Origin of the sequence: Rhodococcus shunpengi (genome assembly GCF_048381395.1) — a bacterium.
GTDB lineage: Bacteria > Actinomycetota > Actinomycetes > Mycobacteriales > Mycobacteriaceae > Rhodococcus.
Genome location: NZ_JBLWIU010000011.1, coordinates 354 through 19,751 on the forward strand (window position 1 = coordinate 354; position 19,398 = coordinate 19,751).

23 protein-coding genes and 4 tRNA genes are annotated in these 19,398 nt (G+C 68.0%); 5 read left to right on the forward strand and 22 right to left on the reverse strand.

The genetic code is table 11. The features are described from left to right. Positions 1-65 precede the first annotated feature (65 nt). From rplL to ACNJ7K_RS04225, 13 genes are all read right to left on the reverse strand, one after another. Positions 66-452, reverse strand: a complete 387-nt coding sequence (gene rplL / locus ACNJ7K_RS04165) for a 50S ribosomal protein L7/L12 (protein WP_024101686.1) — start codon at positions 450-452, stop codon at positions 66-68. Positions 453-575: 123 nt separating this feature from the next. Next, positions 576-1,103, reverse strand: coding sequence for a 50S ribosomal protein L10 (gene rplJ, locus ACNJ7K_RS04170; RefSeq protein WP_006552288.1), 528 nt, complete (start codon positions 1,101-1,103; stop codon positions 576-578). A gap of 398 nt (positions 1,104-1,501) precedes the next feature. After that, on the reverse strand, positions 1,502-2,215 hold the full coding sequence (gene rplA, locus ACNJ7K_RS04175) for a 50S ribosomal protein L1 (RefSeq protein WP_016932671.1): 714 nt from the start codon (positions 2,213-2,215) through the stop codon (positions 1,502-1,504). Positions 2,216-2,332: 117 nt separating this feature from the next. Then, on the reverse strand, positions 2,333-2,767 hold the full coding sequence (rplK, locus tag ACNJ7K_RS04180; RefSeq protein WP_006552290.1) for a 50S ribosomal protein L11: 435 nt from the start codon (positions 2,765-2,767) through the stop codon (positions 2,333-2,335). A 95-nt stretch (positions 2,768-2,862) separates the two neighbouring features. Then, a complete protein-coding gene (nusG, locus tag ACNJ7K_RS04185) occupies positions 2,863-3,696 on the reverse strand; it encodes a transcription termination/antitermination protein NusG (RefSeq protein WP_487041268.1) in 834 nt (277 codons plus the stop codon). 50 nt (positions 3,697-3,746) lie between these two features. After that, a complete protein-coding gene (secE, locus tag ACNJ7K_RS04190; protein WP_120280027.1) occupies positions 3,747-4,172 on the reverse strand; it encodes a preprotein translocase subunit SecE in 426 nt (141 codons plus the stop codon). Positions 4,173-4,204: 32 nt separating this feature from the next. Further along, positions 4,205-4,277, reverse strand: a tRNA-Trp gene (locus tag ACNJ7K_RS04195). A gap of 179 nt (positions 4,278-4,456) precedes the next feature. Next, positions 4,457-4,882, reverse strand: a complete 426-nt coding sequence (gene hadB, locus ACNJ7K_RS04200) for a (3R)-hydroxyacyl-ACP dehydratase subunit HadB (protein ID WP_019291230.1) — start codon at positions 4,880-4,882, stop codon at positions 4,457-4,459. Further along, positions 4,879-5,463, reverse strand: coding sequence for a (3R)-hydroxyacyl-ACP dehydratase subunit HadA (hadA, locus tag ACNJ7K_RS04205; RefSeq protein ID WP_159417761.1), 585 nt, complete (start codon positions 5,461-5,463; stop codon positions 4,879-4,881). Before hadA ends, hadB begins: the two co-directional genes overlap by 4 nt. Positions 5,464-5,547: 84 nt before the next feature. Further along, positions 5,548-5,715, reverse strand: a complete 168-nt coding sequence (rpmG, locus tag ACNJ7K_RS04210; protein WP_003941903.1) for a 50S ribosomal protein L33 — start codon at positions 5,713-5,715, stop codon at positions 5,548-5,550. Positions 5,716-5,774: 59 nt separating this feature from the next. Continuing rightward, positions 5,775-5,850: transfer RNA gene (locus tag ACNJ7K_RS04215), tRNA-Met, on the reverse strand. 43 nt (positions 5,851-5,893) lie between these two features. Then, positions 5,894-5,966: transfer RNA gene (locus ACNJ7K_RS04220), tRNA-Thr, on the reverse strand. 308 nt (positions 5,967-6,274) lie between these two features. After that, positions 6,275-6,357: transfer RNA gene (locus ACNJ7K_RS04225), tRNA-Tyr, on the reverse strand. 149 nt (positions 6,358-6,506) lie between these two features. Here ACNJ7K_RS04225 and ACNJ7K_RS04230 point away from each other — a divergent pair. Further along, positions 6,507-6,998: a YajQ family cyclic di-GMP-binding protein gene (locus ACNJ7K_RS04230; protein WP_006552295.1), complete on the forward strand. Its 492-nt coding sequence runs from the start codon at positions 6,507-6,509 to the stop codon at positions 6,996-6,998. Positions 6,999-7,096: 98 nt separating this feature from the next. Here the strand turns inward: ACNJ7K_RS04230 and htpX are convergent, their stop codons facing one another. Next, on the reverse strand, positions 7,097-7,957 hold the full coding sequence (gene htpX, locus ACNJ7K_RS04235) for a zinc metalloprotease HtpX (protein WP_024101689.1): 861 nt from the start codon (positions 7,955-7,957) through the stop codon (positions 7,097-7,099). A gap of 101 nt (positions 7,958-8,058) precedes the next feature. After that, positions 8,059-9,105, reverse strand: coding sequence for a polyprenyl synthetase family protein (locus tag ACNJ7K_RS04240; protein ID WP_120280030.1), 1,047 nt, complete (start codon positions 9,103-9,105; stop codon positions 8,059-8,061). 112 nt (positions 9,106-9,217) lie between these two features. On the opposite strand from ACNJ7K_RS04240, the gene ACNJ7K_RS04245 reads away from it, so the two are divergent. Then, a complete protein-coding gene (locus ACNJ7K_RS04245) occupies positions 9,218-10,489 on the forward strand; it encodes a geranylgeranyl reductase family protein (protein ID WP_120280031.1) in 1,272 nt (423 codons plus the stop codon). A gap of 54 nt (positions 10,490-10,543) precedes the next feature. On the opposite strand, the gene ACNJ7K_RS04250 is transcribed toward ACNJ7K_RS04245, so the two are convergent. From ACNJ7K_RS04250 to menD, 4 genes are all read right to left on the reverse strand, one after another. After that, positions 10,544-11,245 (reverse strand): demethylmenaquinone methyltransferase, encoded by a 702-nt coding sequence (locus tag ACNJ7K_RS04250; protein ID WP_071935515.1) that lies wholly within the window; start codon positions 11,243-11,245, stop codon positions 10,544-10,546. A gap of 39 nt (positions 11,246-11,284) precedes the next feature. After that, on the reverse strand, positions 11,285-12,427 hold the full coding sequence (locus ACNJ7K_RS04255; protein ID WP_159417759.1) for a glycosyltransferase family 4 protein: 1,143 nt from the start codon (positions 12,425-12,427) through the stop codon (positions 11,285-11,287). 82 nt (positions 12,428-12,509) lie between these two features. Beyond that, complete coding sequence (locus tag ACNJ7K_RS04260; RefSeq protein WP_159417758.1) at positions 12,510-12,962, reverse strand: DUF3592 domain-containing protein; 453 nt, start codon at positions 12,960-12,962, stop codon at positions 12,510-12,512. Further along, positions 12,959-14,578, reverse strand: a complete 1,620-nt coding sequence (gene menD / locus ACNJ7K_RS04265) for a 2-succinyl-5-enolpyruvyl-6-hydroxy-3-cyclohexene-1-carboxylic-acid synthase (protein WP_159417757.1) — start codon at positions 14,576-14,578, stop codon at positions 12,959-12,961. Before menD ends, ACNJ7K_RS04260 begins: the two co-directional genes overlap by 4 nt. A gap of 52 nt (positions 14,579-14,630) precedes the next feature. Here menD and ACNJ7K_RS04270 point away from each other — a divergent pair, with 52 nt between their 5' ends. Next, entirely contained in the window at positions 14,631-15,236 is a 606-nt protein-coding gene (locus ACNJ7K_RS04270) for a flavin reductase family protein (RefSeq protein ID WP_159417756.1), read from the forward strand. 83 nt (positions 15,237-15,319) lie between these two features. Beyond that, on the forward strand, positions 15,320-16,180 hold the full coding sequence (locus ACNJ7K_RS04275) for a siderophore-interacting protein (protein WP_230791082.1): 861 nt from the start codon (positions 15,320-15,322) through the stop codon (positions 16,178-16,180). Positions 16,181-16,270: 90 nt separating this feature from the next. Here the strand turns inward: ACNJ7K_RS04275 and ACNJ7K_RS04280 are convergent, their stop codons facing one another. The 3 genes from ACNJ7K_RS04280 to ACNJ7K_RS04290 all read right to left on the reverse strand — a co-directional run bounded on the left by ACNJ7K_RS04280 (position 16,271) and on the right by ACNJ7K_RS04290 (position 18,427). Then, positions 16,271-16,711, reverse strand: a complete 441-nt coding sequence (locus ACNJ7K_RS04280; RefSeq protein WP_006552306.1) for a DUF6918 family protein — start codon at positions 16,709-16,711, stop codon at positions 16,271-16,273. Between the two features lie 73 nt (positions 16,712-16,784). Continuing rightward, a complete protein-coding gene (locus ACNJ7K_RS04285; protein ID WP_159419158.1) occupies positions 16,785-17,771 on the reverse strand; it encodes an o-succinylbenzoate synthase in 987 nt (328 codons plus the stop codon). A 23-nt stretch (positions 17,772-17,794) separates the two neighbouring features. Further along, positions 17,795-18,427, reverse strand: a complete 633-nt coding sequence (locus ACNJ7K_RS04290) for a PaaI family thioesterase (protein ID WP_120280038.1) — start codon at positions 18,425-18,427, stop codon at positions 17,795-17,797. A gap of 64 nt (positions 18,428-18,491) precedes the next feature. Between ACNJ7K_RS04290 and ACNJ7K_RS04295 the strand changes: the two genes are divergently transcribed. Beyond that, a complete protein-coding gene (locus tag ACNJ7K_RS04295) occupies positions 18,492-19,385 on the forward strand; it encodes a 1,4-dihydroxy-2-naphthoyl-CoA synthase (protein WP_024101698.1) in 894 nt (297 codons plus the stop codon). The last annotated feature ends 13 nt before the right edge of the window (positions 19,386-19,398 follow it).

Sequence of the window (19,398 nt, forward strand, 5' to 3'; positions counted from 1 at the left end):
CGGCCCTTCTGCGGAACCGTCCCGGAGAGCGTCGGAACGCTCGACGGGGAAGGTCGGAAACCGTCTTACTTGACGGTGACCTTGGCGCCGGCCTCTTCGAGCTTGGCCTTGGCAGCGTCGGCAGCGTCCTTGGCGACCTTCTCGAGGATCGGCTTCGGAGCACCCTCGACGAGGTCCTTGGCTTCCTTCAGGCCCAGGCCGGAGACGATCTCGCGAACGACCTTGATGACCTGGATCTTCTTCTCGCCGGCACCCTCGAGGATGACGTCGAACTCGTCCTGCTCGGACTCGGCCTCGGCAGCAGCGGCCGGAGCACCGGCGGCAGCGACGGCAACCGGAGCAGCAGCGGTGACCTCGAAGGTCTCCTCGAATGCCTTAACGAACTCCGAGAGCTCGAGCAGGGTCAGTTCCTTGAACGCGTCGAGCAGCTCTTCGGTGGTGAGCTTCGCCATGGTGGCGGTCCTTCCTGATAAGTCCCATGTCGCTGATCCGCGACCGGATGGGATGGTGCGTGCCGGAGCACGCGTGGATGTATCTTTCGCGGTGATGCAGATTCGCAGTGATGCGGATCAGCGTCAGGCGGCTTCTTCGCCCGCCTTCTTCTCCTGCAGAGCGGCCGCGAGGCGGGCCACCTGAGAAGCGGGGGCGTTGAACAGGCCTGCGGCCTTTGCCAAGTTGCCCTTCATCGCGCCGGCGAGCTTGGCCAACAGCACCTCGCGGGACTCGAGGTCCGCGATCTGGTTGACCTGCTCCACGGACAGCGCAGCGCCGTCCATGTAGCCGCCCTTGATGACGAGAGCCTTGTTGTCCTTCGCGAAGTTCTTCAGAGCCTTCGCAGCGTCCACCGCTTCGCCCTTGACGAACGCGATGGCGGTCGGACCGACGAACAGGTCGTCGAGACCCTCGACGCCCGCCTCAGCGGCGGCACGCTTGACCAGGGTGTTCTTGGCGACGGAGTAGGTGGCACCCTCTCCGAGAGCGCGACGCAGCTCGGTCAGACTTCCCACCGACAGACCACGGTATTCCGTGATCACGGCAGCGGTGGAGGTCTTGAACTGCTCGGTGATCTCCGCAACTGCGGAAACCTTCTCGGGCTTTGCCATACTTCGCCTCCTCTCAGTAACAGTCGTTTTCCCGGTGTCCCGAGTGGGACGCCCCACCGGACGACCGCCGGGACCGGAAAACGACGAACGCCCCGGCGCAGGGCACACGGGGCGTACAAGGAGGAGGAACTCGAATGCACCCGGAAGGCACATCGCGGTTCACATCTCCCCTAACCTCGTCCTCCTGCGTGGGCCGCCGGACAACTCCGGACCTTCAACCGATCCGCACGCGGATTCGGTGACCAACGGTCTTGGGTAGAACATGATCGGGGTGAAGATCGGCGCACGCCGAACTACCCGACCACTGTAGCGGACGATGTCCGCGAAATGCAAAACGGCCGGCACAGCGATGCTGTACCGGCCGCCTCAGGACGCAAATCCATTGCGTGCAGTGCGAATTACTCCGCGGTCTCGAGGAGGTTGCGGGTGCGCTGCGGGTCCACCGGGATGCCCGGGCCGGTGGTCGTAGCGATCGTGACCTTCTTGATGTAGCGGCCCTTCGCGCTGGACGGCTTGGCGCGGAGCACCTCGTCCAGAGCAGCAGCGTAGTTCTCGACCAGCTTGGTCTCGTCGAACGAGGCCTTGCCGATCACGAAGTGCAGGTTGGCGTTCTTGTCGACGCGGAAGCTGATCTTGCCACCCTTGATGTCGGTGACGGCCTTCGCGACGTCCGGGGTGACCGTGCCCGTCTTCGGGTTCGGCATCAGACCACGGGGACCGAGGACGCGGGCGATACGACCGACCTTCGCCATCTGGTCGGGGGTCGCGATCGCGGCGTCGAAGTCCAGCCAGCCGCCCTGGATGCGCTCGATCAGATCCTCGGCGCCCACGACGTCGGCACCTGCGGCCTCGGCCTCGGCAGCCTTCTCGCCCACCGCGAAGACGATGACGCGAGCGGTCTTACCCGTGCCGTGCGGCAGGTTGACCGTGCCGCGCACCATCTGGTCCGCCTTGCGGGGATCCACACCGAGTCGCATCGCGACCTCGACGGTGGCGTCGTAGTTCTTCGAGGTGGTCTCCTTCGCGAGCTTCGCAGCTGCGAGGGGGCTGTACAGGTTGTCCGAGTCGATCTTCTCGGCCGCGGCGAGGTATGCCTTGCTGCGCTTTGCCATGTTCTTTCCTAACTTCTCACCGGCAGGTGAATGGTTCGGGCGTGGTAGCGGGCCTGGCCGGCCCTCCCACGAGTGCTACTGCAGGCCCGGGGACGGAGCCCCGGAACAGCGAGGGGCTCAGCCCTCGACCGTGATGCCCATCGACCGAGCGGTGCCGGCGATGATCTTCGCGGCAGCCTCGATGTCGTTGGCGTTCAGGTCTTCCTGCTTGGTCTTGGCGATCTCGCGCACCTGATCCATGGTCACCTTGGCGACCTTGGTCTTGTGCGGCTCGCCGGAGCCCTTCTGCACGCCTGCGGCCTTGAGCAGGAGCTTCGCGGCCGGCGGGGTCTTCAGCTTGAAGTCGAACGAGCGGTCCTCGTAGACCGTGATCTCGACCGGCACGACGTTGCCACGCTGCGACTCGGTCGCCGCGTTGTACGCCTTGCAGAACTCCATGATGTTGACGCCGTGCTGACCCAGCGCGGGGCCGACCGGCGGAGCCGGGTTGGCCTGGCCGGCCTGGATCTGGAGCTTGATGAGCCCGGCGATCTTCTTCTTCTTGGGGGGCATCTCTATTCCTAGTTTCTTGCTCGGTGTGGTTCTTGCGTACTGCTACTGCAAGCTTGTGCGCGCCGGATGCCGGCGCCGTCGGATCCTGGGGATCGTCAGATCTTCGACACCTGGTTGAACGACAACTCCACGGGAGTCTCACGGCCGAAGATCGACACCAGGACCTTGAGCTTCTGCTGCTCGGCGTTGACCTCGCTGATGGAGGCGGGCAGCGTCGCGAACGGGCCGTCCATCACGGTGACGGACTCGCCGACCTCGAAGTCCACCTCGATGGCGGGCTTCGCAGCGGCGGCGGGAGCCTGCTCGCCTGCGGTCGGAGCACCGACCGCCGGCTTCTTCTTCGCCTGCTGCGGGAGGAGGAACTTCACGACCTCCTTGATCGTCAGCGGCGACGGACGCGACGTGGCTCCGACGAAGCCGGTCACGCCGGGCGTGTTCCGGACGGCGCCCCACGACTCGTCGTTGAGTTCCATCCGGACGAGGATGTAGCCGGGCAGGACCTTGCGGTTGACCTGCTTGCGCTGACCGTTCTTGATCTCGGTGACCTCTTCGGTCGGCACCTCGACCTGGAAGATGTAATCGGCGAGGTCGAGGTTCTGGACGCGAGTCTCGAGGTTGGTCTTGACCTTGTTCTCGTAGCCGGCGTAGGAGTGCACGACGTACCAGTCGCCGGGCTCGCGCCGCAGCTGCTTCTCGAGGGCCTCGGCCGGGTCGACCTCGTCCTCTTCGGCGGCGGCGTCGGTGCCCTCCGCTGCGTCGGAGACCTCGACCTCGGTCTCGGCATCGGTGCCGGACTCGACAGCAGCGTCGGACTCGGAGACCTCGGTGTCCGCATCCGCCGACTCGGCCGTCACGTCGTCAACCAAGGCCTCGTCCGAAACGTGCTCCTCGGCCGAAGCCTCGTACGAGTCGTTCTCGGGGGTGCTCACCGGGCACTTTCCTCTCGTCGATCACATTTTTCGTCTCGCGCGGACAGGCGCTAACCGAACAACCAGCTGACGCCCTGTACGAACGCCAGATCCAATCCGAAGATGAACGCCGTCATGACGGTCACGAACGCAAGGACCACGAGTGTGTAGGTGGTCAACTGCTTGCGGTTGGGCCAGATCACCTTGCGGAGCTCGGCGACGACCTCACGGAAGAAGCGCACGAGTCGCTTGAAGATGTTCTCGGACTTCGCGGCGGGACGATCGCTCACGGCCGTGGCCGAACGCGACGTCTTCTTCATGGACACCGCGCTCGTCGTGGATGCCGAGGAATCGGCTGCACCACGACGGGTGGCCCGCTTGCCGGTCGGCCGAGCAGCCGCGGAGGAACCGTCGGGGGTCGCGCCGGTAGCCGTTCCAGCGTCGCCGGGGATGTTCCCTGCGGTGCCGCTGTGGCGCTGACCGCGCTCCTCGCTCACATCGTTCCTCTCGGTCGCTGGCAGTCCGGGGGCAGGGGCGACAGGACTTGAACCTGCAACCTGCGGTTTTGGAGACCGCTGCTCTGCCAATTGAGCTACGCCCCTCTGGTCGGACATCCACACTCGTACGAAGCGAGTGTCCGGAACCGACCCATCTGCGACCACATGACACGCGCGCTACCCCGTCGGGCCGTTACGGCCTTCGTAGAGCAGCGCGCTGCTATGCGATCCCAGAAGCCTAAGTGTACTGCATTGCCCCGGGACAAACCCAATCCGCTCGGCCGTCAGGCCAAACGGACCGTTGCCGTGGCGCGACCGAAGATCTTACGACCGTCGGACTTCGCCACGATAGCGACCACTGCTGTCTTGCTCTCCGCGTCCACCGACTTGATCTTGCCGGTGAACTCGATCTCGGCGGCCTTGTCGGCCTCCACATATACCGGACTGGTGAACCGAACGTTGTATTCGGTCACCGCGCCGGGGTCTCCCAGCCACTCCGTGACGAAGCCGGCCGCGATGCCCATCGAGAGCATGCCGTGCCCGACGACGTCGCGCAAGCCGGCCAGTTCGGCCACCTTGTCGCTCCAGTGGATCGGGTTGGGATCACCCGACACACCTGCATAGTTGACCAGATTTCCGCGCGTGAGCGTGACGACCTTCGACGGAAGCTCGTCCCCTACCGCGACATCCGCGAAACTACGGAGTGTCACTGTGCATCACCGGTGTCACTGTGCATCACCACATCCTTGACCGCGTGCGCGATGTTGTCGTCGACCTCGCCACCGGAACGGGCGACGAGCGTCGTCCACGAGGTGAGCACGAGATTGTCGTACTGATCCGTGATCACGTTCTTGGTGGTGATGATGTCGCTGCCGGCCGCCTGGCGGAAGTCGTCGAGGTAGACGTCGCAGAACAGCCTGTCGCCGGCCTGGATCGGGCGGTGGTAGACCATCCGCTGGTCGGTCTGCATGATCTGGCTCAGGTCGTAACCGGTGACGACCTCTTCGAACAGCTTGCGCTGCGCGATCATGCCGACGATCGAGACGAAGGTCAACGGCGCGATCACTCCGTCGTATCCCAGCCCGCGGGCTGCGTCGTCGTCGTGATGGGCCGGATGCGAATCGCGCACGGCACGGGCGTACTCGCGGATCTTCTCGCGACCGACCTCGTAGTAGTCGTCCACCCGGTAGTGGTGACCGACCATGGACTTGGCGTGCGCGGCGGCATCGAACGGGATCCCGGCCTGTTCGGTCGCGTCCACCGATTCCTGGTTCTCGAGTACGTTCGTCATACGCAAAACCTCCGCAATTCCGACGACGCCAACTGGCACGGTCGGTATTGCGGAGACCTTACGCGTCGACGTCGTTCCGACCGGCTACTTGGACTCGCGGTGCGACTGGTGCGTACCGCAGTTCGGGCAGAACTTCTTCAGTTCGAGCCGGTCGGGGTCGTTGCGACGGTTCTTCTTCGTGATGTAGTTGCGGTGCTTGCACACCTCGCAGGCCAAGGTGATCTTCGGCCGAACGTCAGTAGAGGAGGCCACGGGATGCCTTCTTTCGCGTCAATCCGATCAGTATCGATCAGGGTGGATCAATGAACTTTTGGTAGCGGTGACCGGACTTGAACCGGCGACGCAACGATTATGAGTCGTTTGCTCTACCAACTGAGCTACACCGCCTCGGTGCCGAGTGTCGCTACGAAGGCGGCACCTCAATCCAGCGAGCCCCCTGACGGAATCGAACCGTCGACCTTTTCCTTACCATGGAAACGCTCTGCCGACTGAGCTAAGGGGGCGTGGCCTCCGGAGCATCTCTGCTCGCTGCGGCCTCCAAAAGATTACACACACTCGGTCCTGGTGCAAAATCCGCTGGTAGAGGCCCATAAACGCCGCTCCCCTCCGAGCTTTGCGCATCGGCACGCACCCGTGCCCACACGTACGCGCGCGGCGGGCCGGCGGCGGGCACCGGGCGCGAGGCGGAACGGCACGGCGTGCCGAGCCGCCCGGAACCTCGGGGAGAGCAGGACCCACACTCCGGAGCCCGCACCGTAAGGGCCCCGGAATGCAGAACGGCCCCGGTTCCGAAGAACCGGGGCCGTTCCGGTGGCAGGTGTAGGATTCGAACCTACGTAGGCGTAAGCCGACGGATTTACAGTCCGCTCCCATTGGCCGCTCGGGCAACCTGCCGGGTGCGATCGGGACCGCGTCCTCGATGCGTTTGGAAGAATACAACGCATACCCCCCCGAAACGCAAACCGAGTGGTCACAGCCCCGCGCGACCCGATAGCGTCGGGTGGACAGAACCCTTACAGACCAACCCGGAAGTGGAGTGAGACGTGGCTGATTCGTCGTTCGATGTGGTGAGCAAGGTCGACCGCCAGGAAGTGGACAACGCGCTGAACCAGGCGGCGAAGGAGATCGCCAACCGCTTCGATTTCCGGAACACCGGGGCGCACATCGAGTGGTCGGGCGACGAAGCCATCACGATCTCGGCCGAGACCGAGGACCGCGCGCTCGCCGCGCTGGAGGTCTTCAAGGAGAAGCTGATCCGCCGCGACCTGTCGCTCAAGTCCTTCGACGCCGGTGAGCCGACCCAGTCCGGCAAGGTCTACAAGATCACCGGCACGCTGGTGCAGGGCATCAGCCAGGAGAATGCCAAGAAGATCTCCAAGCTCATCCGTGACGAGGGCCCGAAGGGCGTCAAGGCGCAGATCCAGGGCGAGGAGCTGCGCGTGAGCAGCAAGAAGCGCGACGACCTGCAGGCCGTCATCTCGCTGCTCAAGAACGCCGACCTCGACATCGCCCTGCAGTTCGTCAACTACCGCTAGTTCGTCGGCCGCGGCCGACGAAGCCCTCCCTACGACTCCGCCCGCGACCTTCGTCGTGGGCGGAGTCGTCTGAGGTGTCGTCTGTGGGGTGCCGTCCGTCAGCGGATCCCGGCCATGCGCTCGAGTCGTTCGATGCGGTCGGCCATCGGCGGATGCGTCGAGAACAACCGGCTCATCTTGTCGCCCGCCCGGAACGGGTTGGCGATCATCAGGTGCGACTGGGCCGCGAGCTTCGGTTCGGGCGGCAGCGGCGCGGCCTGCGTGCCGAGAGCGAGCTTGCGCAGCGCCGACGCGAGGGCCAGCGGATCGCCGGTGAGCTCGGCACCGGACTGGTCGGCCTGGTACTCCCGCGACCTCGACACGGCGAGCTTGACGACCGATGCCGCGATGGGGCCGAGCAGGGAAACCAGCAGCAGCGCCAGTGGATTCGCGCCACCCTCCCGGTTGCCGAAGGCCGACGCGAAGAACGCGAAGTTCGCCAGACCCGAGATGACGGCGGCCATCGCGCCGGCGACCGACGAGATGAGGATGTCGCGGTTGTAGACGTGCGCGAGTTCGTGGCCGAGCACCGCGCGCAGTTCCCGTTCGTTCAGGATCTCCAGGATGCCCGTCGTGCAGCACACGGCGGCGTTGCGCGGGTTACGTCCCGTGGCGAAGGCGTTGGGGGCGTTGGTGGGGCTGATGTAGAGCCGCGGCATGGGCTGATGCGCCGCGGTCGCGAGTTCGCGCACGATCCGGTACATCGCCGGTGCCTGCACCTCCGTGACCGGCTGGGCGTGCATCGCTCGGAGGGCGAGCTTGTCGCTGTTGAAGTACGCGTAACCGTTCATGCCGACCGCGAGCACGATCGATATCAGCAGGATCGTCGAATTGCCGAACAACGCTCCGACGAACACGATCAGCGCGGACATTCCGATCAACAGACCGGCCGTCTTGAGACGGTTCGAGTATCCGTGCACGTCGCACCCCTTCCGCACCACGATTCCCCACTCGTTCGTCCAACGAACGAGCGCACGGCGAGGTTCCCGCCCCGATCGGGGCGGGACGACACGACGGTCCGTCAGCCGACGCGGGCGACGGTGAAATCCACGAGGCGACGCAGCGCCTCGTTCGCCGGGCCCTGCGGCAGGGCGTCGAGTTCGGCGTGGGCGCGGGCGGCGTAGGTCGCGAGGGTCGCCTTCGCCGCATCCATCCCCGGCGAGCGGACGAGCAGTTCGAGCGCCTCGGCGACGTGTGCTTCGTCCTCGATGGGACCGACGAGCAGTTCGCGCAGGCGATCTGCTTCCGGTCCGGTCTCCCGCAGCGCGTAGAGCACCGGCAGGGTGTACACACCCTCGCGGAGATCGGTTCCGGGGGTCTTGCCCGACTCCGTGGTGTCGGACGCGATGTCGATGATGTCGTCGACGATCTGGAAGGCGGTGCCGACGGCGTCGCCGAGCCGTTCGAGACGCTCGACGTGCTCGGCATCGGCACCCGAGAACGTTCCGCCGAAGCGACCGCTGGCGGCGATCAGCGAACCGGTCTTCTCCCAGATCACCCGCAGGTAGTGCTCGACCGGGTCGTCGTTGGTGCGCGCACCGATGGTCTCGCGCATCTGACCGGTGACCAACTCGGCGAACGTCTCCGCGATGATCTGCACGGCCGACGGACCCAGGGTCGACACCAGCCGTGAGGCGTGCGCGAACAGATAGTCGCCGGCGAGGATCGCGACGCTGTTGCCCCAGCGCACGTTGGCGCTCGGGGCACCGCGACGCATCGTCGCCTCGTCCATCACGTCGTCGTGGTAGAGCGTCGCGAGGTGCACGAGCTCGACGACGGTCGCCGCCGTCACCACGGCGGGATCGGTGGGTTTCGGCCCGAGCTGCGCGGTGAGGATCGTGAACAGCGGCCGGAATCGCTTGCCACCCGCCTTCGCCAGGTGCAGCGCGGCCTCCGTCAGGAAGTCCTCACCGTCGGACAGTTCCTCGACCAGGAGTTTCTCGACGCTCGCGAGGCCGTCCCCGACTGTCGCGGCGAGGACCGGATCGCCGAGTTCCACACCGGCCACGACGGTGCTCGGCGCCGCATCGGCCGAACCGGCGGTCCGAGCCGCCCCCTCAGTGCTCACGATGACGTACCCATCCTGTTCTGTCGCCTCGACTTCACCGTAGTGAACCTAGCCGTTCGTTCGCCGATCCACCTCGTCGAGGCGGCCGATCGCGGCCTGAGAAGATGGAGCGGTGGTGGCCGAACACTCCGCGCGAGATCCGCGGCAATCCCAGTCCTGCGTTCCCGACAGTACCGATGTTCTCGTCGTCGGTGCCGGTCCAGCCGGTTCCGCCGCCGCAGCGTGGGCTGCCCGCGCCGGCCGTGAGGTGTTGCTCGTCGATGCCGCGACCTTCCCTCGCGACAAGACCTGCGGTGACGGACTGACCCCACGCGCCGTCGCCGAACTCGACGAACTCGGCCTCGGCGACTGGCTGCGCACCCGCACCGTCAACCGCGGTCTGCGTCTCGAGGGCTTCGGTGGCCGCTTCGAACTCCCCTGGCCCGACTCGTCGTTCCCGGTCGTGGGCAGCGCCGTGCCGCGCACCGAACTCGACGCCCGGATCCGGCAGGTCGCGCTCGACTCGGGTGCCCGCGCCGTGGACGGAACGAAGGCCGTCGACGTCGAACGCGAGGGCGACCGGGTCTCGGCCGTGATCTTCCGCACCGCCGACGGACCGCGGACCGTTCGCTGCCGCATGCTGATCGTCGCGGACGGGGTGCGCTCTCCCCTCGGTAAGGTGCTCGGTCGTCGGTGGCACCGCGACACCACCTACGGCGTGGCCGCGCGGGCCTACGCCACCTCCCCGCGCAGCGACGATCCGTGGATCACCTCGCACCTCGAACTGCGCGACGACGCGGGCGCCGTCCAGCCGGGCTACGGCTGGGTGTTCCCGCTCGGCACCGGCGAGGTGAACCTGGGAGTGGGAACCCTCGCGACCGCCTCGCGACCCGCGAGCGGATCGCTGCGACCGCTCATCGACCTCTACGCGCGGCAACGCCGCACCGAATGGGAGCTCGGCGAGGTGACGCGCGTGGCGTCGGCGCTGCTGCCCATGGGCGGAGCCGTGTCGGGGGTCGCGGGCAGGAACTGGGCGCTGATCGGCGACGCCGCGGCGTGCGTCAATCCGCTCAACGGCGAGGGCATCGACTACGGACTCGAAGGTGGTCGGCTGATCGCCGGGCTGCTCGACTCCGACGACCTCACCGACCTGTGGCCGACGACGCTGCGCTCCCACTACGGCCGCGCGTTCTCCACCGCGCGTCGCCTCGCGAGCCTGCTCACGATCCCGAAGTTCCTGCCGGCGACCGGCCCGATCGCGATGCGGTCGCGGACGATGATGTCGGTCGCGGTGCGGGTGATGGGCAATCTCGTCACCGACGAGGACGCCGACCTCGTGGCCCGGGTGTGGCGGACGAGCGGTCATCTCTCGATGCGCTGGGATCGGCAACCGCTCTTCGCCTGAGTGCCGCGCGACTACTGCGGTTACTTGCGTACCGCGCGGTACCGATACGCGCGGCTACTTCCGTACCGCGCGGTGCAGGGCGGTGATTCCCCCGGTGAGATTGCGCCACTTCACGTCGCTCCAGCCCGCGGCCTCGATGCGCCGGGCGAGCTGTTCCTGATCGGGCCAGGCCCGGATCGATTCGGCAAGGTAGACGTAGGCGTCGGGATTGCTGCTGACCGCCCGCGCGACCCGCGGCAACGTCCGCATCAGGTACTCCATGTAGACGGTGCGCAGCGGTTCCCGCACCGGCGTGGAGAATTCGCACACCACGAGGCGTCCACCCGGCTTGACCACCCGGGCGATCTCGCGCAGTCCCTCGTCCGGGTCGGCGACGTTGCGCAGGCCGAAGGAGATGGTCGCGGCGTCGAAGACCGCGTCGGCGAACGGCAGTTTCATCGCGTCGCCCGCGACCATCGGGACGTTGCGGAACTCACCGGCGTGCAACATGCCCTTGGAGAAATCGGTGGCGACGACCCACGCGCCGGACCGCCCGAGTTCGACGGTGGAGACCCCGGTGCCGGCGGCCAGGTCGAGCACCCGCTCGCCCGGCTTCAGGTCGAGAGCCGCACGGGTCGCGCGACGCCACCCGCGGTCCTGCCCGAACGACAGGACGGTGTTGGTCAGGTCGTAGCGTGCAGCGACCCCGTCGAACATGGACGCGACCTCACGCGGGTCCTTGTCGAGCGACGCGCGCGATCCGTGAGTTGTTGCCACGGCCGAAACGTTACCCGCTCCCCTAGTGGACGCCGGCGCTCACGCGGCGCGGCGGAGCGCGTGCGCGGGCAGTCCCTGCACCCGCCGGTAATGGGCGAGCAACTCGTCGCACAGCACGGGCCAGGTGCGTCCGAGCACTCCACGGCGTGCCGCACCCCCGAACTCGTCCCGGACCCCGGGAGCGAGCAGAGCATCGACGGCTCGGGGCAGCAGTTCGACGAAGCGGTCCACCGGCAGGCGGTAACCGTTGCGGCAGTGGGCGACGAGATCGCGTGGTCCGCCCGCGTCCGGCACGATCGCCGGGATCCCGCTCGCCAGGGCTTCCTGCACGGCCTGGCAGAAGGTCTCGTGTTCACCGGGATGGACGAAGACGTCGAGGCTCGCGTGGGCGCGGGCCAGTTCCTCTCCCCCGAGCTGCCCGGTGAACACGGCCGACGGCAACTGTCGTTCGAGCCGCGACCGTTCGGGACCGTCGCCGACGACGACGAGCTGCAGCCGCGGGTCGTGGGCGAGGATCGCGAGCCGCTCGACGTGCTTCTCGGGCGCGAGGCGTCCCACGAAACCGACGATCGGGCGGCCGTCCGGCGACCAGCGGGCGCGCAGGTCCTCGTCCCGCCGGGACGGCGCGAAGCGGTCGGTGTCGACGCCCCGCGACCAGCGCCGCACGCGCGGGATGCCGTGGGCCACGAGGTCGTCCACGGCGGCGGTCGAGGGGGCGAGGGTGAGATCGCAGCCGCGGTGCAGGCGACGAGTCCACCGCCAGGACGCACGCGCCGCGAGGCCGAGCCCGTAGCTGGAGGCGAATCCGGCCACGTCCGTCTGATAGATCGCGACCGTCGGAACGTCGAGGCGTCCCGCGGCGGCGAGACCGCCGGCACCGAGCACGAACGGGGACGCGAGGTGCACCACGTCCGGCGCGAAGGTGCGCAGCACCGGAAGGAGTTCCGGTCCTGGCACGCCCACCGGGAGGGAGCTGATCCTCGGTACGCGCACCGCCGGTACACGGTGGACGGGTGTCCCGCGATGGTCGGACGGAGCGGGTGGCCGGCCTGCGATCGTGTCGGGTGCGACGACCAGCGCGTCGTGTCCGGTGCGGTCGAGGTGCTCGAGGACGCGGAGCACCGAGTTGGTGACGCCGTTGACGTTCGGGAGGAAGGATTCCGCGACGATGGCTACTCGCACGCCGACAGCGTGGCGAGCCTGCGAGTCGAGCAGGTGCGAGCCCGGTGACCGAGGGACGAAGTCGCGACGAACGTTTCGTTCGTCACATCTGCAGCTGTCGATCCTTCACGTCGGGAGCGACAGCGGGTGCGGCGGTCGCCCTCCGCCGCAGCCACATCAGCACCGGCGTGGCGATCAGCCATGTGACGACGATCACCGACCCGGTGGGGATCAGGGCGACGCGGGCGTCGCGACCGGTCACACGAACGAGATCGGGATCACTCCGGGCGTACTCCACGGCGATCCGCTGCCCGGCGGTCAACCCCGTCGGATACAGAACACCGAGCTCGGGATTGTGCGTCACACCATCGGGAGTGACGAAACTCACGGCGGACCGCAGGGAGCCGGCCGAGAGCACCTCGGCGACGGCCGTGCCCGTGTCGGAGCGGATGGTGAGGTCGTTGCGGAGGGCGCCGAGGAACAGGATCACCGCGAGGGCGGAGATCGCCGCCGCGACGATGACAACCGCGCGCCGCGCGCGCTCGGGTCCGCTCACAGCTGCGCTCGCACCGCCGCGTGCAGTTCGCGCAGCCCGGCCCGATCCGTGGTGACCTCGACCACACGGATGCCCGCGGGCGGCGCAGCGTCGTCCGCAAGGACGAGCGCGAGTCCCTGCAGATCCACCCGCTCGTGCGGAACGCGGTAGGCCGCGCACAGTGCCGCGAGGTCCATGCCGTGCGGGGTGCCGAAAACACGCTCGAAGACACCTGCGTACTGCGGGTCGCCCTGTTCGAGCAGTTCGAAGATTCCGCCGCCGTCGTCGTTCGCGACGACGATGGTGAGGTTCTGCGGCCGCGGCTCCGACGGCCCGATGAGCAGGCCCGATGCGTCGTGCAGGAAGGTCAGGTCGCCGAGCAGCGCGACGGTCCGTCCCTGCTCGTAGGCGAGTGCGGCACCGACGGCGGTGGAGACCGTACCGTCGATCCCGGCGACACCGCGGTTGGACAGCACCTTCACGTCGGGCTTCGGGTAGCTCACGAGCGCCGCGTCGCGCACCGGGTTCGACGCCCCGAGCAGCAGCTGGTCGCCGGGCTTCAGCGAATCCGTGACCACCGCGGCGACGTGCAGTCCGGTGGCCTTCGGGTGCCCGTCGAGCTGGGCGCGCACGGCCTTGTCGGTGTGCGCCGACAGCTGGCGGCATCGTTCGAGCCACGCCTCGTCGGGTGTTCCCGACACCATGGCGCGGGTGCCGGTCGCGATGACGTTGCCCGAGACGTCGGGCCAGCGCGGGCCGGTGGTCAGCGCGTACACGGTGACGGCGGGGTCGGCGAGCAGGTTCGACACCGGGCGGTGCAGGGTGGGTCGTCCGGTGATGATCGCCTGGCGCGGCTTCAGGTGCGGCAGCGCCATCGGATGCACCGGGATGCCGTGCAACGGTGCGGTGGGTTCGGCGACGGTCGGCAGCCCGGACAGCTCGGGGCGGTGGGCGGAACCGTGACCGGAGACGACGATCGTGTCGGGGGTCAGGTCGATCTCGAGCGGGACGTCGAGGGTGGCGTGCACCGTGGTGGTCCAGGCCTTGCCGTCGGGACGGCCCTCGGGCACCGGGCCCTTCGCGTCGAGCTCGGGCACGAGCGGTTCGCGCAGCGGGATGTCGAAGTGGACCGGGCCTGCGTTGCCCGATCGGGTTCCGCGGGCGGCGGCGAGAACCCGGGAGACCGCCGAACGCCACTGGCTGTTCTGTTCGATGCCTTCGGCGAGGCCGAGGCTGATGGTGGCGCGCACCTGGCTGCCGAACAACCCGAGTTGTTCGACGGTCTGGTTCGCACCGGATCCGAGCAGTTCGTAGGGGCGATTGGCGCTGAGCACGACCAACGGGACGCGAGCATAGTTCGCCTCGAGCACGGCCGGCGCGAGGTTGGCCACGGCGGTACCGGAGGTCATGACGACCGGGACGGGACGCCCCGAGGCGAGGGCCAGGCCGATCGCGAGGAATCCGGCGGTGCGCTCGTCGATACGCATGTGCAGGCGCAGACGTCCTGCGCTGTCGGCGGCCTGGAGCGCGAAGGCGAGCGGCGCGTTGCGCGAGCCCGGGCACAGCACGACGTCCCGAACACCGCCCCGGGCGAGTTCGTCGACGACAGCAGTGGCCTGGGCAGTGGACGGATTCACGGAGTCCAGGGTAATTGCGCCGGAAATGTGGCCGGGTAGAGGTGCGGTCAGAATGGAGGCCGTGCGCACAGTCTTCGATCCCGACGAGTCGAGTCCCGGCCGCTTCTACCGCCTTCTCACCGCGACAATCGTGCCGAGACCGATCGCGTGGGTGTCCACCGAGGCCGAGGACGGTGTGTTCAATCTCGCTCCGTACAGCTTCTTCACGGTGGCGAGTACGGCCCCGCCGGTCGTGCAGTTCACGTCCGTGGGCCGGAAGGACAGTCTGCGGAACATCGAGCAGACGGGCGAGTTCGTGATCAACATCGCGACCGTGTCGTTGATGGAGAAGGTCAACGCCTCGTCGGCGGCGTTCCCGCATGACATCGACGAGTTCACCGAGGTGGGTCTGCACGCCGAGCCGAGCGAGCGGGTGCGGCCCCCGCGGGTCGCGGAGGCACCCGCCTCGATCGAGTGCCGGTTGCACCGTGTGATCGAGATCGGCGACTCGTTCGTCGTGATGGGCGACGTCCTCGCCGTGACCGTCGATTCGGAGGTGCTGGCGGAGGACGGTGCCCCCGACTTCGCGGCGCTCGGCGCGGTGAGCCGGTTGGGACGGACGGAATGGGGACTGACGCCCGCGGTGCGGAGACTGCACCGGCCCGGCACTCCTGGGTGAGGACACAGGTTAGGCTCCGCTGAACGATCGTCGGGATGCTGCACGTCGTCAGTGGTGGCATCCGAGCAACCTCGGAGGGCCGTATGGCGAAGAGCACCGGAACCGCACGGCGCAATCCCTATCTCAAGCCCGAGTCGCGGCGGATGGTGCGCGCGCAGGTACTCGCCGCCGAACGGATCAGCCCGACCTTCGTGCGCATCACCGTGGGCGGCGACGACGTCGACTCGATCGCACCGATGGGCTTCGACCACTGGTTCCGCATGTTCTTCCCCACCCCGGAGCAGCGGGAACTGACCCTCCCCGGTGCGACCGACGACCGTTGGTGGCCCGAATACCAGGAGCTACCCGAGGATCGGCGTCCGGTGCTGCGGAACTACACGTTCCGCCGCGTGCGACCTGCGGGCACCGCGCTGTTCGGCCCGACCTCCGAGATCGAGATCGATTTCGCGTCGCACGGTGATCTGGGCCCGGCCTCGGCGTGGGCGGAGCGGGCGCAGCCCGGTGACGAGATCGGCATCCTCGACGAGGGCATCAGCAACCTGCCTCTCGACGAGGCACGGTCGTGGCTGCTCGTCGGCGACGAGAGCGCGGTGCCCGCCGTGGCGGGCATTCTCGACTCGATTCTTGCTCTCGACCCGCTCGCGGCCGTGGAGGTCTTCGTCGAGGTTCCGCACCCCGACGACCTCACCGCCCAGGCCCTGCGGACGGGCGAGAACGTACGGGTGCATCCGGTGATCAGGACGGATGGCGAGGCGGTTCCGGGCAGTCTCGTCGCCGACGAGGTGCGGGAGTCGACCCCGTCGTCGGATTCCGCCCACGCGTTCGTCGCGGGCGAGTCGTCGCTCGCGACCGGTGTGCGCCGTCATCTCGTGCGCGAGTGCGGCTGGGACCGGTCGGCGGTGACCTTCATCGGCTACTGGAAGTACGGCGAGCCCGTCTACTGACGGCCCGAACTTCCCCGGAACGACGAACGTCGCGGTACCGACCGGCGAACCGGTTCGGGACCGCGACGTCCGGATGTCGCTGGTGTCGGCTCAGCCGGCGTGCTTCTGGATGAGATCACCCAGGCGCGGCAGGGCCTCGACGACGTGCTTCTTGGCCGAGGGGCGCAGCGAGTCGTAGACCTTCTTGACGCCGGACTTCGACGTGCCGGCGATGCGCTCGTCGGTCACGCCGAGGAGAGCGTCGGCGACGACCTCGCCGCGGGCGACCAGGAAGTCCGCGAACGAACCGTTGCCTGCGTACTCCACCCAGAACGGCTGGAGCTTCTCGACGAATTCGGGCAGCAGACCTTCGACGGCACCCGGCACGATGCCCGGGCCGACCTTCTTCACTGCTGCGTAGCCACCCTTGAGGGCGAGACCGGACGCACCCTTCTTGTCCGACACCTCAGCATCGATCAGGGCTTCGACGTCTGCCTTGACCGCCGGGAACTTGTCGGCGCCGAGGAGGGCATCGCCCAGAGCTGCAACCACTTTCACTGCCTCCGTAGATGTGACACTTGTGACCGTTGGGACGCGGGGAACGATATACGACGATTCCGCCTCATCACAGTCCGCGTCCGGCCAGCACCGTACGGCACCGACGCACCCGCTCGCACCACCACTCGACTCGGTCGGGTTCGGCCCGCAGCGCATCGAGCCGCCCGGGTTCGGGCTCGACCGCAACGACATCGAGCGCTCCGTCGGACATGTGCAGAGCCGGCGCGACGTCGGCCTCGAAGAAGCCGCCCGTGCCCAGGCCGCAGGCGTACGGGAGGTCGGGTAGGGCCGCGGCCGCCGCGAGACCGGTGGCGATCCCCACCGCGGAGTCGAGAGCGCTCGAGACGACCACCTCGACGCCGTGCCCGGCGAGTTCGTCGGCGAGCGCGACGAGGCGTCGGACCCCGCCGAGCGGTGCGACCTTCACGACGGCGACGTCCGCTCCCCCGGCCCGCACGACCCGCAGGGGATCCTCGGCGCGGCGGATGCTCTCGTCCGCCGCGATGCGCACCCCGGGCAGGCGGCGGCGAACCTCGACGAGTTCGGGGACGGTCGCGCACGGCTGCTCGGCGTATTCGAGCGGACCGTCGGCCGTGAGTGCCGTGAGCGCGCGGACCGCCTCGGCCACGCTCCAGCCTCCGTTCGCGTCGATCCGGACATTGGGCACGTGTTCGCGCACGGCCCGGACACGAGCGACATCCTGCGCGAGATCCTGGCCCGGTTCGGCGACCTTCACCTTCGCGGTGCGCGCGCCGGGGAACCGGGCGAGGACCTCGGGGACGCGCTCCGGGCCGATGGCGGGCACGGTCGCGTTGACCGCGATCCGGGCGCGGCGCGGGGCCGGATGCCCCTGCCAGGCCGCTTCGATCGCCGACTGCAACCAGTGCGCCGCCTCGTCGTCGCCGTATTCGGGGAACGGCCCGAACTCACCCCACCCTGCGGGTCCGCGCAGCAACAGCACCTCGCGTTCGGTGATGCCGCGGAACCGGACGCGCATGGGCAGCGAGATAACGACTGCCCCGTCGAGCAATTCGTCCGCGGACGGGAGGGGCAGCGAGGACGGGAGGGGCAGGGAGATCACGGTTGGCCCGGCAGCAACTGGACCATCAGTGCCTCGCAGTCGGCGAGGAGGTTGCCGTCGACATCGCGCAGTTCGGCCTTGCAGAAGGCCTTGCGTCCGTCCACCCGCTCGACCCAGCCGTCGACGACGAGTTCGGTCTCGATCGGGGTGATCCTGCGATAGTTGACGTGAAGATAGGCGGTGCGGGCGATCGGCCGGCCGTTGGCGTGGATGACCATGCCGAACAGGTCGTCGAACAGCAGCGGCAGCGTGCCGCCGTGCGCGGCCCCGTTGCCTCCGAGGTGGTAGCGACGGAAGACGCCGCGCTCACGGACACCGTCCGGTCCGTACTTCTCGATCGTCCACGGCAGCAGCAGCGCGCTGCCGCGTCCGGGCAGGTCGACGTTGAATCCGGCGGGCGAGCGGCCCTCGGGCACGGCGTGCTCGGCGAGCAGGTCGACGAGTGCCTCGGTCTGCTCGATCGCTCGGTCGACGACCTCGTCCGGCGGGTTCGTGGAGACCATCAGATCCTGCAGACGCCGGAAGGTCTCGACGAAGCGACCGTAGTTCGGCCCCGCCTTCACCGGTTCGTAGACCGGGAATCCGCCGTGGTGTTCGTAGTCGTCGCGGGGATCGGTCTGCTCGCTCATGGTTGTGCACGTTATCGGGCGGCAGCGCACGTCGCCGCGATGCCCGGCCCTTTATGGTGACGAGGTGACCTTCGATCCAGAATTGTGGCGCCCGGTACCCGGGTTCGAGAACCTCACCGACATCACCTATCACCGACACGTCACGCAGGGCACGGTCCGCGTCGCGTTCGATCGTCCCGAGGTGCGCAACGCCTTCCGTCCGCACACCGTCGACGAGCTCTACCGCGTGCTCGACCATGCGCGGACCACCTCCGACGTCGGCGTCGTGCTGCTCACGGGCAACGGTCCGAGCCCGAAGGACGGCGGATGGGCGTTCTGCTCCGGCGGCGACCAGCGGATCCGTGGCCGCAGCGGCTACCAGTACGCGAGCGGCGAGACCGCCGACACCGTCGACAAGGCCCGCGCCGGCCGGCTGCACATCCTCGAGGTCCAGCGGCTGATCCGGTTCATGCCGAAGGTCGTCATCGCTCTGGTCAACGGCTGGGCCGCCGGTGGCGGGCACAGCCTGCACGTCACGTGCGACCTGACGCTCGCCTCCCGCGAGCACGCCCGCTTCAAGCAGACCGACGCCGACGTGGGCAGCTTCGACGGCGGCTACGGCAGCGCCTACCTGGCCAAGATGGTCGGCCAGAAGTTCGCGCGGGAGATCTTCTTCCTCGGCGACACCTACACGGCCGAGGAGATGCACCACATGGGTGCGGTGAACAAGGTCGTCGACCACGACGAGCTCGAGAACGTCGCGCTGGAGTGGGCGCAGAAGATCAACGGCAAGTCGCCGCAGGCGCAGCGCATGCTCAAGTACGCCTTCAACCTGCAGGACGACGGCCTCGTCGGTCAGCAGTTGTTCGCGGGCGAGGCCACGCGTCTGGCCTACATGACCGACGAAGCGATCGAGGGTCGCGACGCCTTCCTCGAGAAGCGCGAGCCCGACTGGTCGCCCTACCCGCACTACTACTGATCCTGACGCGGCG

Excerpts from the sequence above, each read along its gene's own strand:
- rplL (WP_024101686.1), bottom strand. The coding sequence starts at position 452 with ATGGCGAAGCTCACCACCGAAGAGCTGCTCGACGCGTTCAAGGAACTG.
- rplJ (WP_006552288.1), bottom strand. The coding sequence starts at position 1,103 with ATGGCAAAGCCCGAGAAGGTTTCCGCAGTTGCGGAGATCACCGAGCAG.
- rplA (WP_016932671.1), bottom strand. The coding sequence starts at position 2,215 with ATGGCAAAGCGCAGCAAGGCATACCTCGCCGCGGCCGAGAAGATCGAC.
- rplK (WP_006552290.1), bottom strand. The coding sequence starts at position 2,767 with ATGCCCCCCAAGAAGAAGAAGATCGCCGGGCTCATCAAGCTCCAGATC.
- hadA (WP_159417761.1), bottom strand. The coding sequence starts at position 5,463 with ATGACGAACGTACTCGAGAACCAGGAATCGGTGGACGCGACCGAACAG.
- ACNJ7K_RS04270 (WP_159417756.1), top strand. The coding sequence starts at position 14,631 with ATGGAGGCCGTGCGCACAGTCTTCGATCCCGACGAGTCGAGTCCCGGC.
- ACNJ7K_RS04275 (WP_230791082.1), top strand. The coding sequence starts at position 15,320 with ATGGCGAAGAGCACCGGAACCGCACGGCGCAATCCCTATCTCAAGCCC.
- ACNJ7K_RS04290 (WP_120280038.1), bottom strand. The coding sequence starts at position 18,427 with ATGAGCGAGCAGACCGATCCCCGCGACGACTACGAACACCACGGCGGA.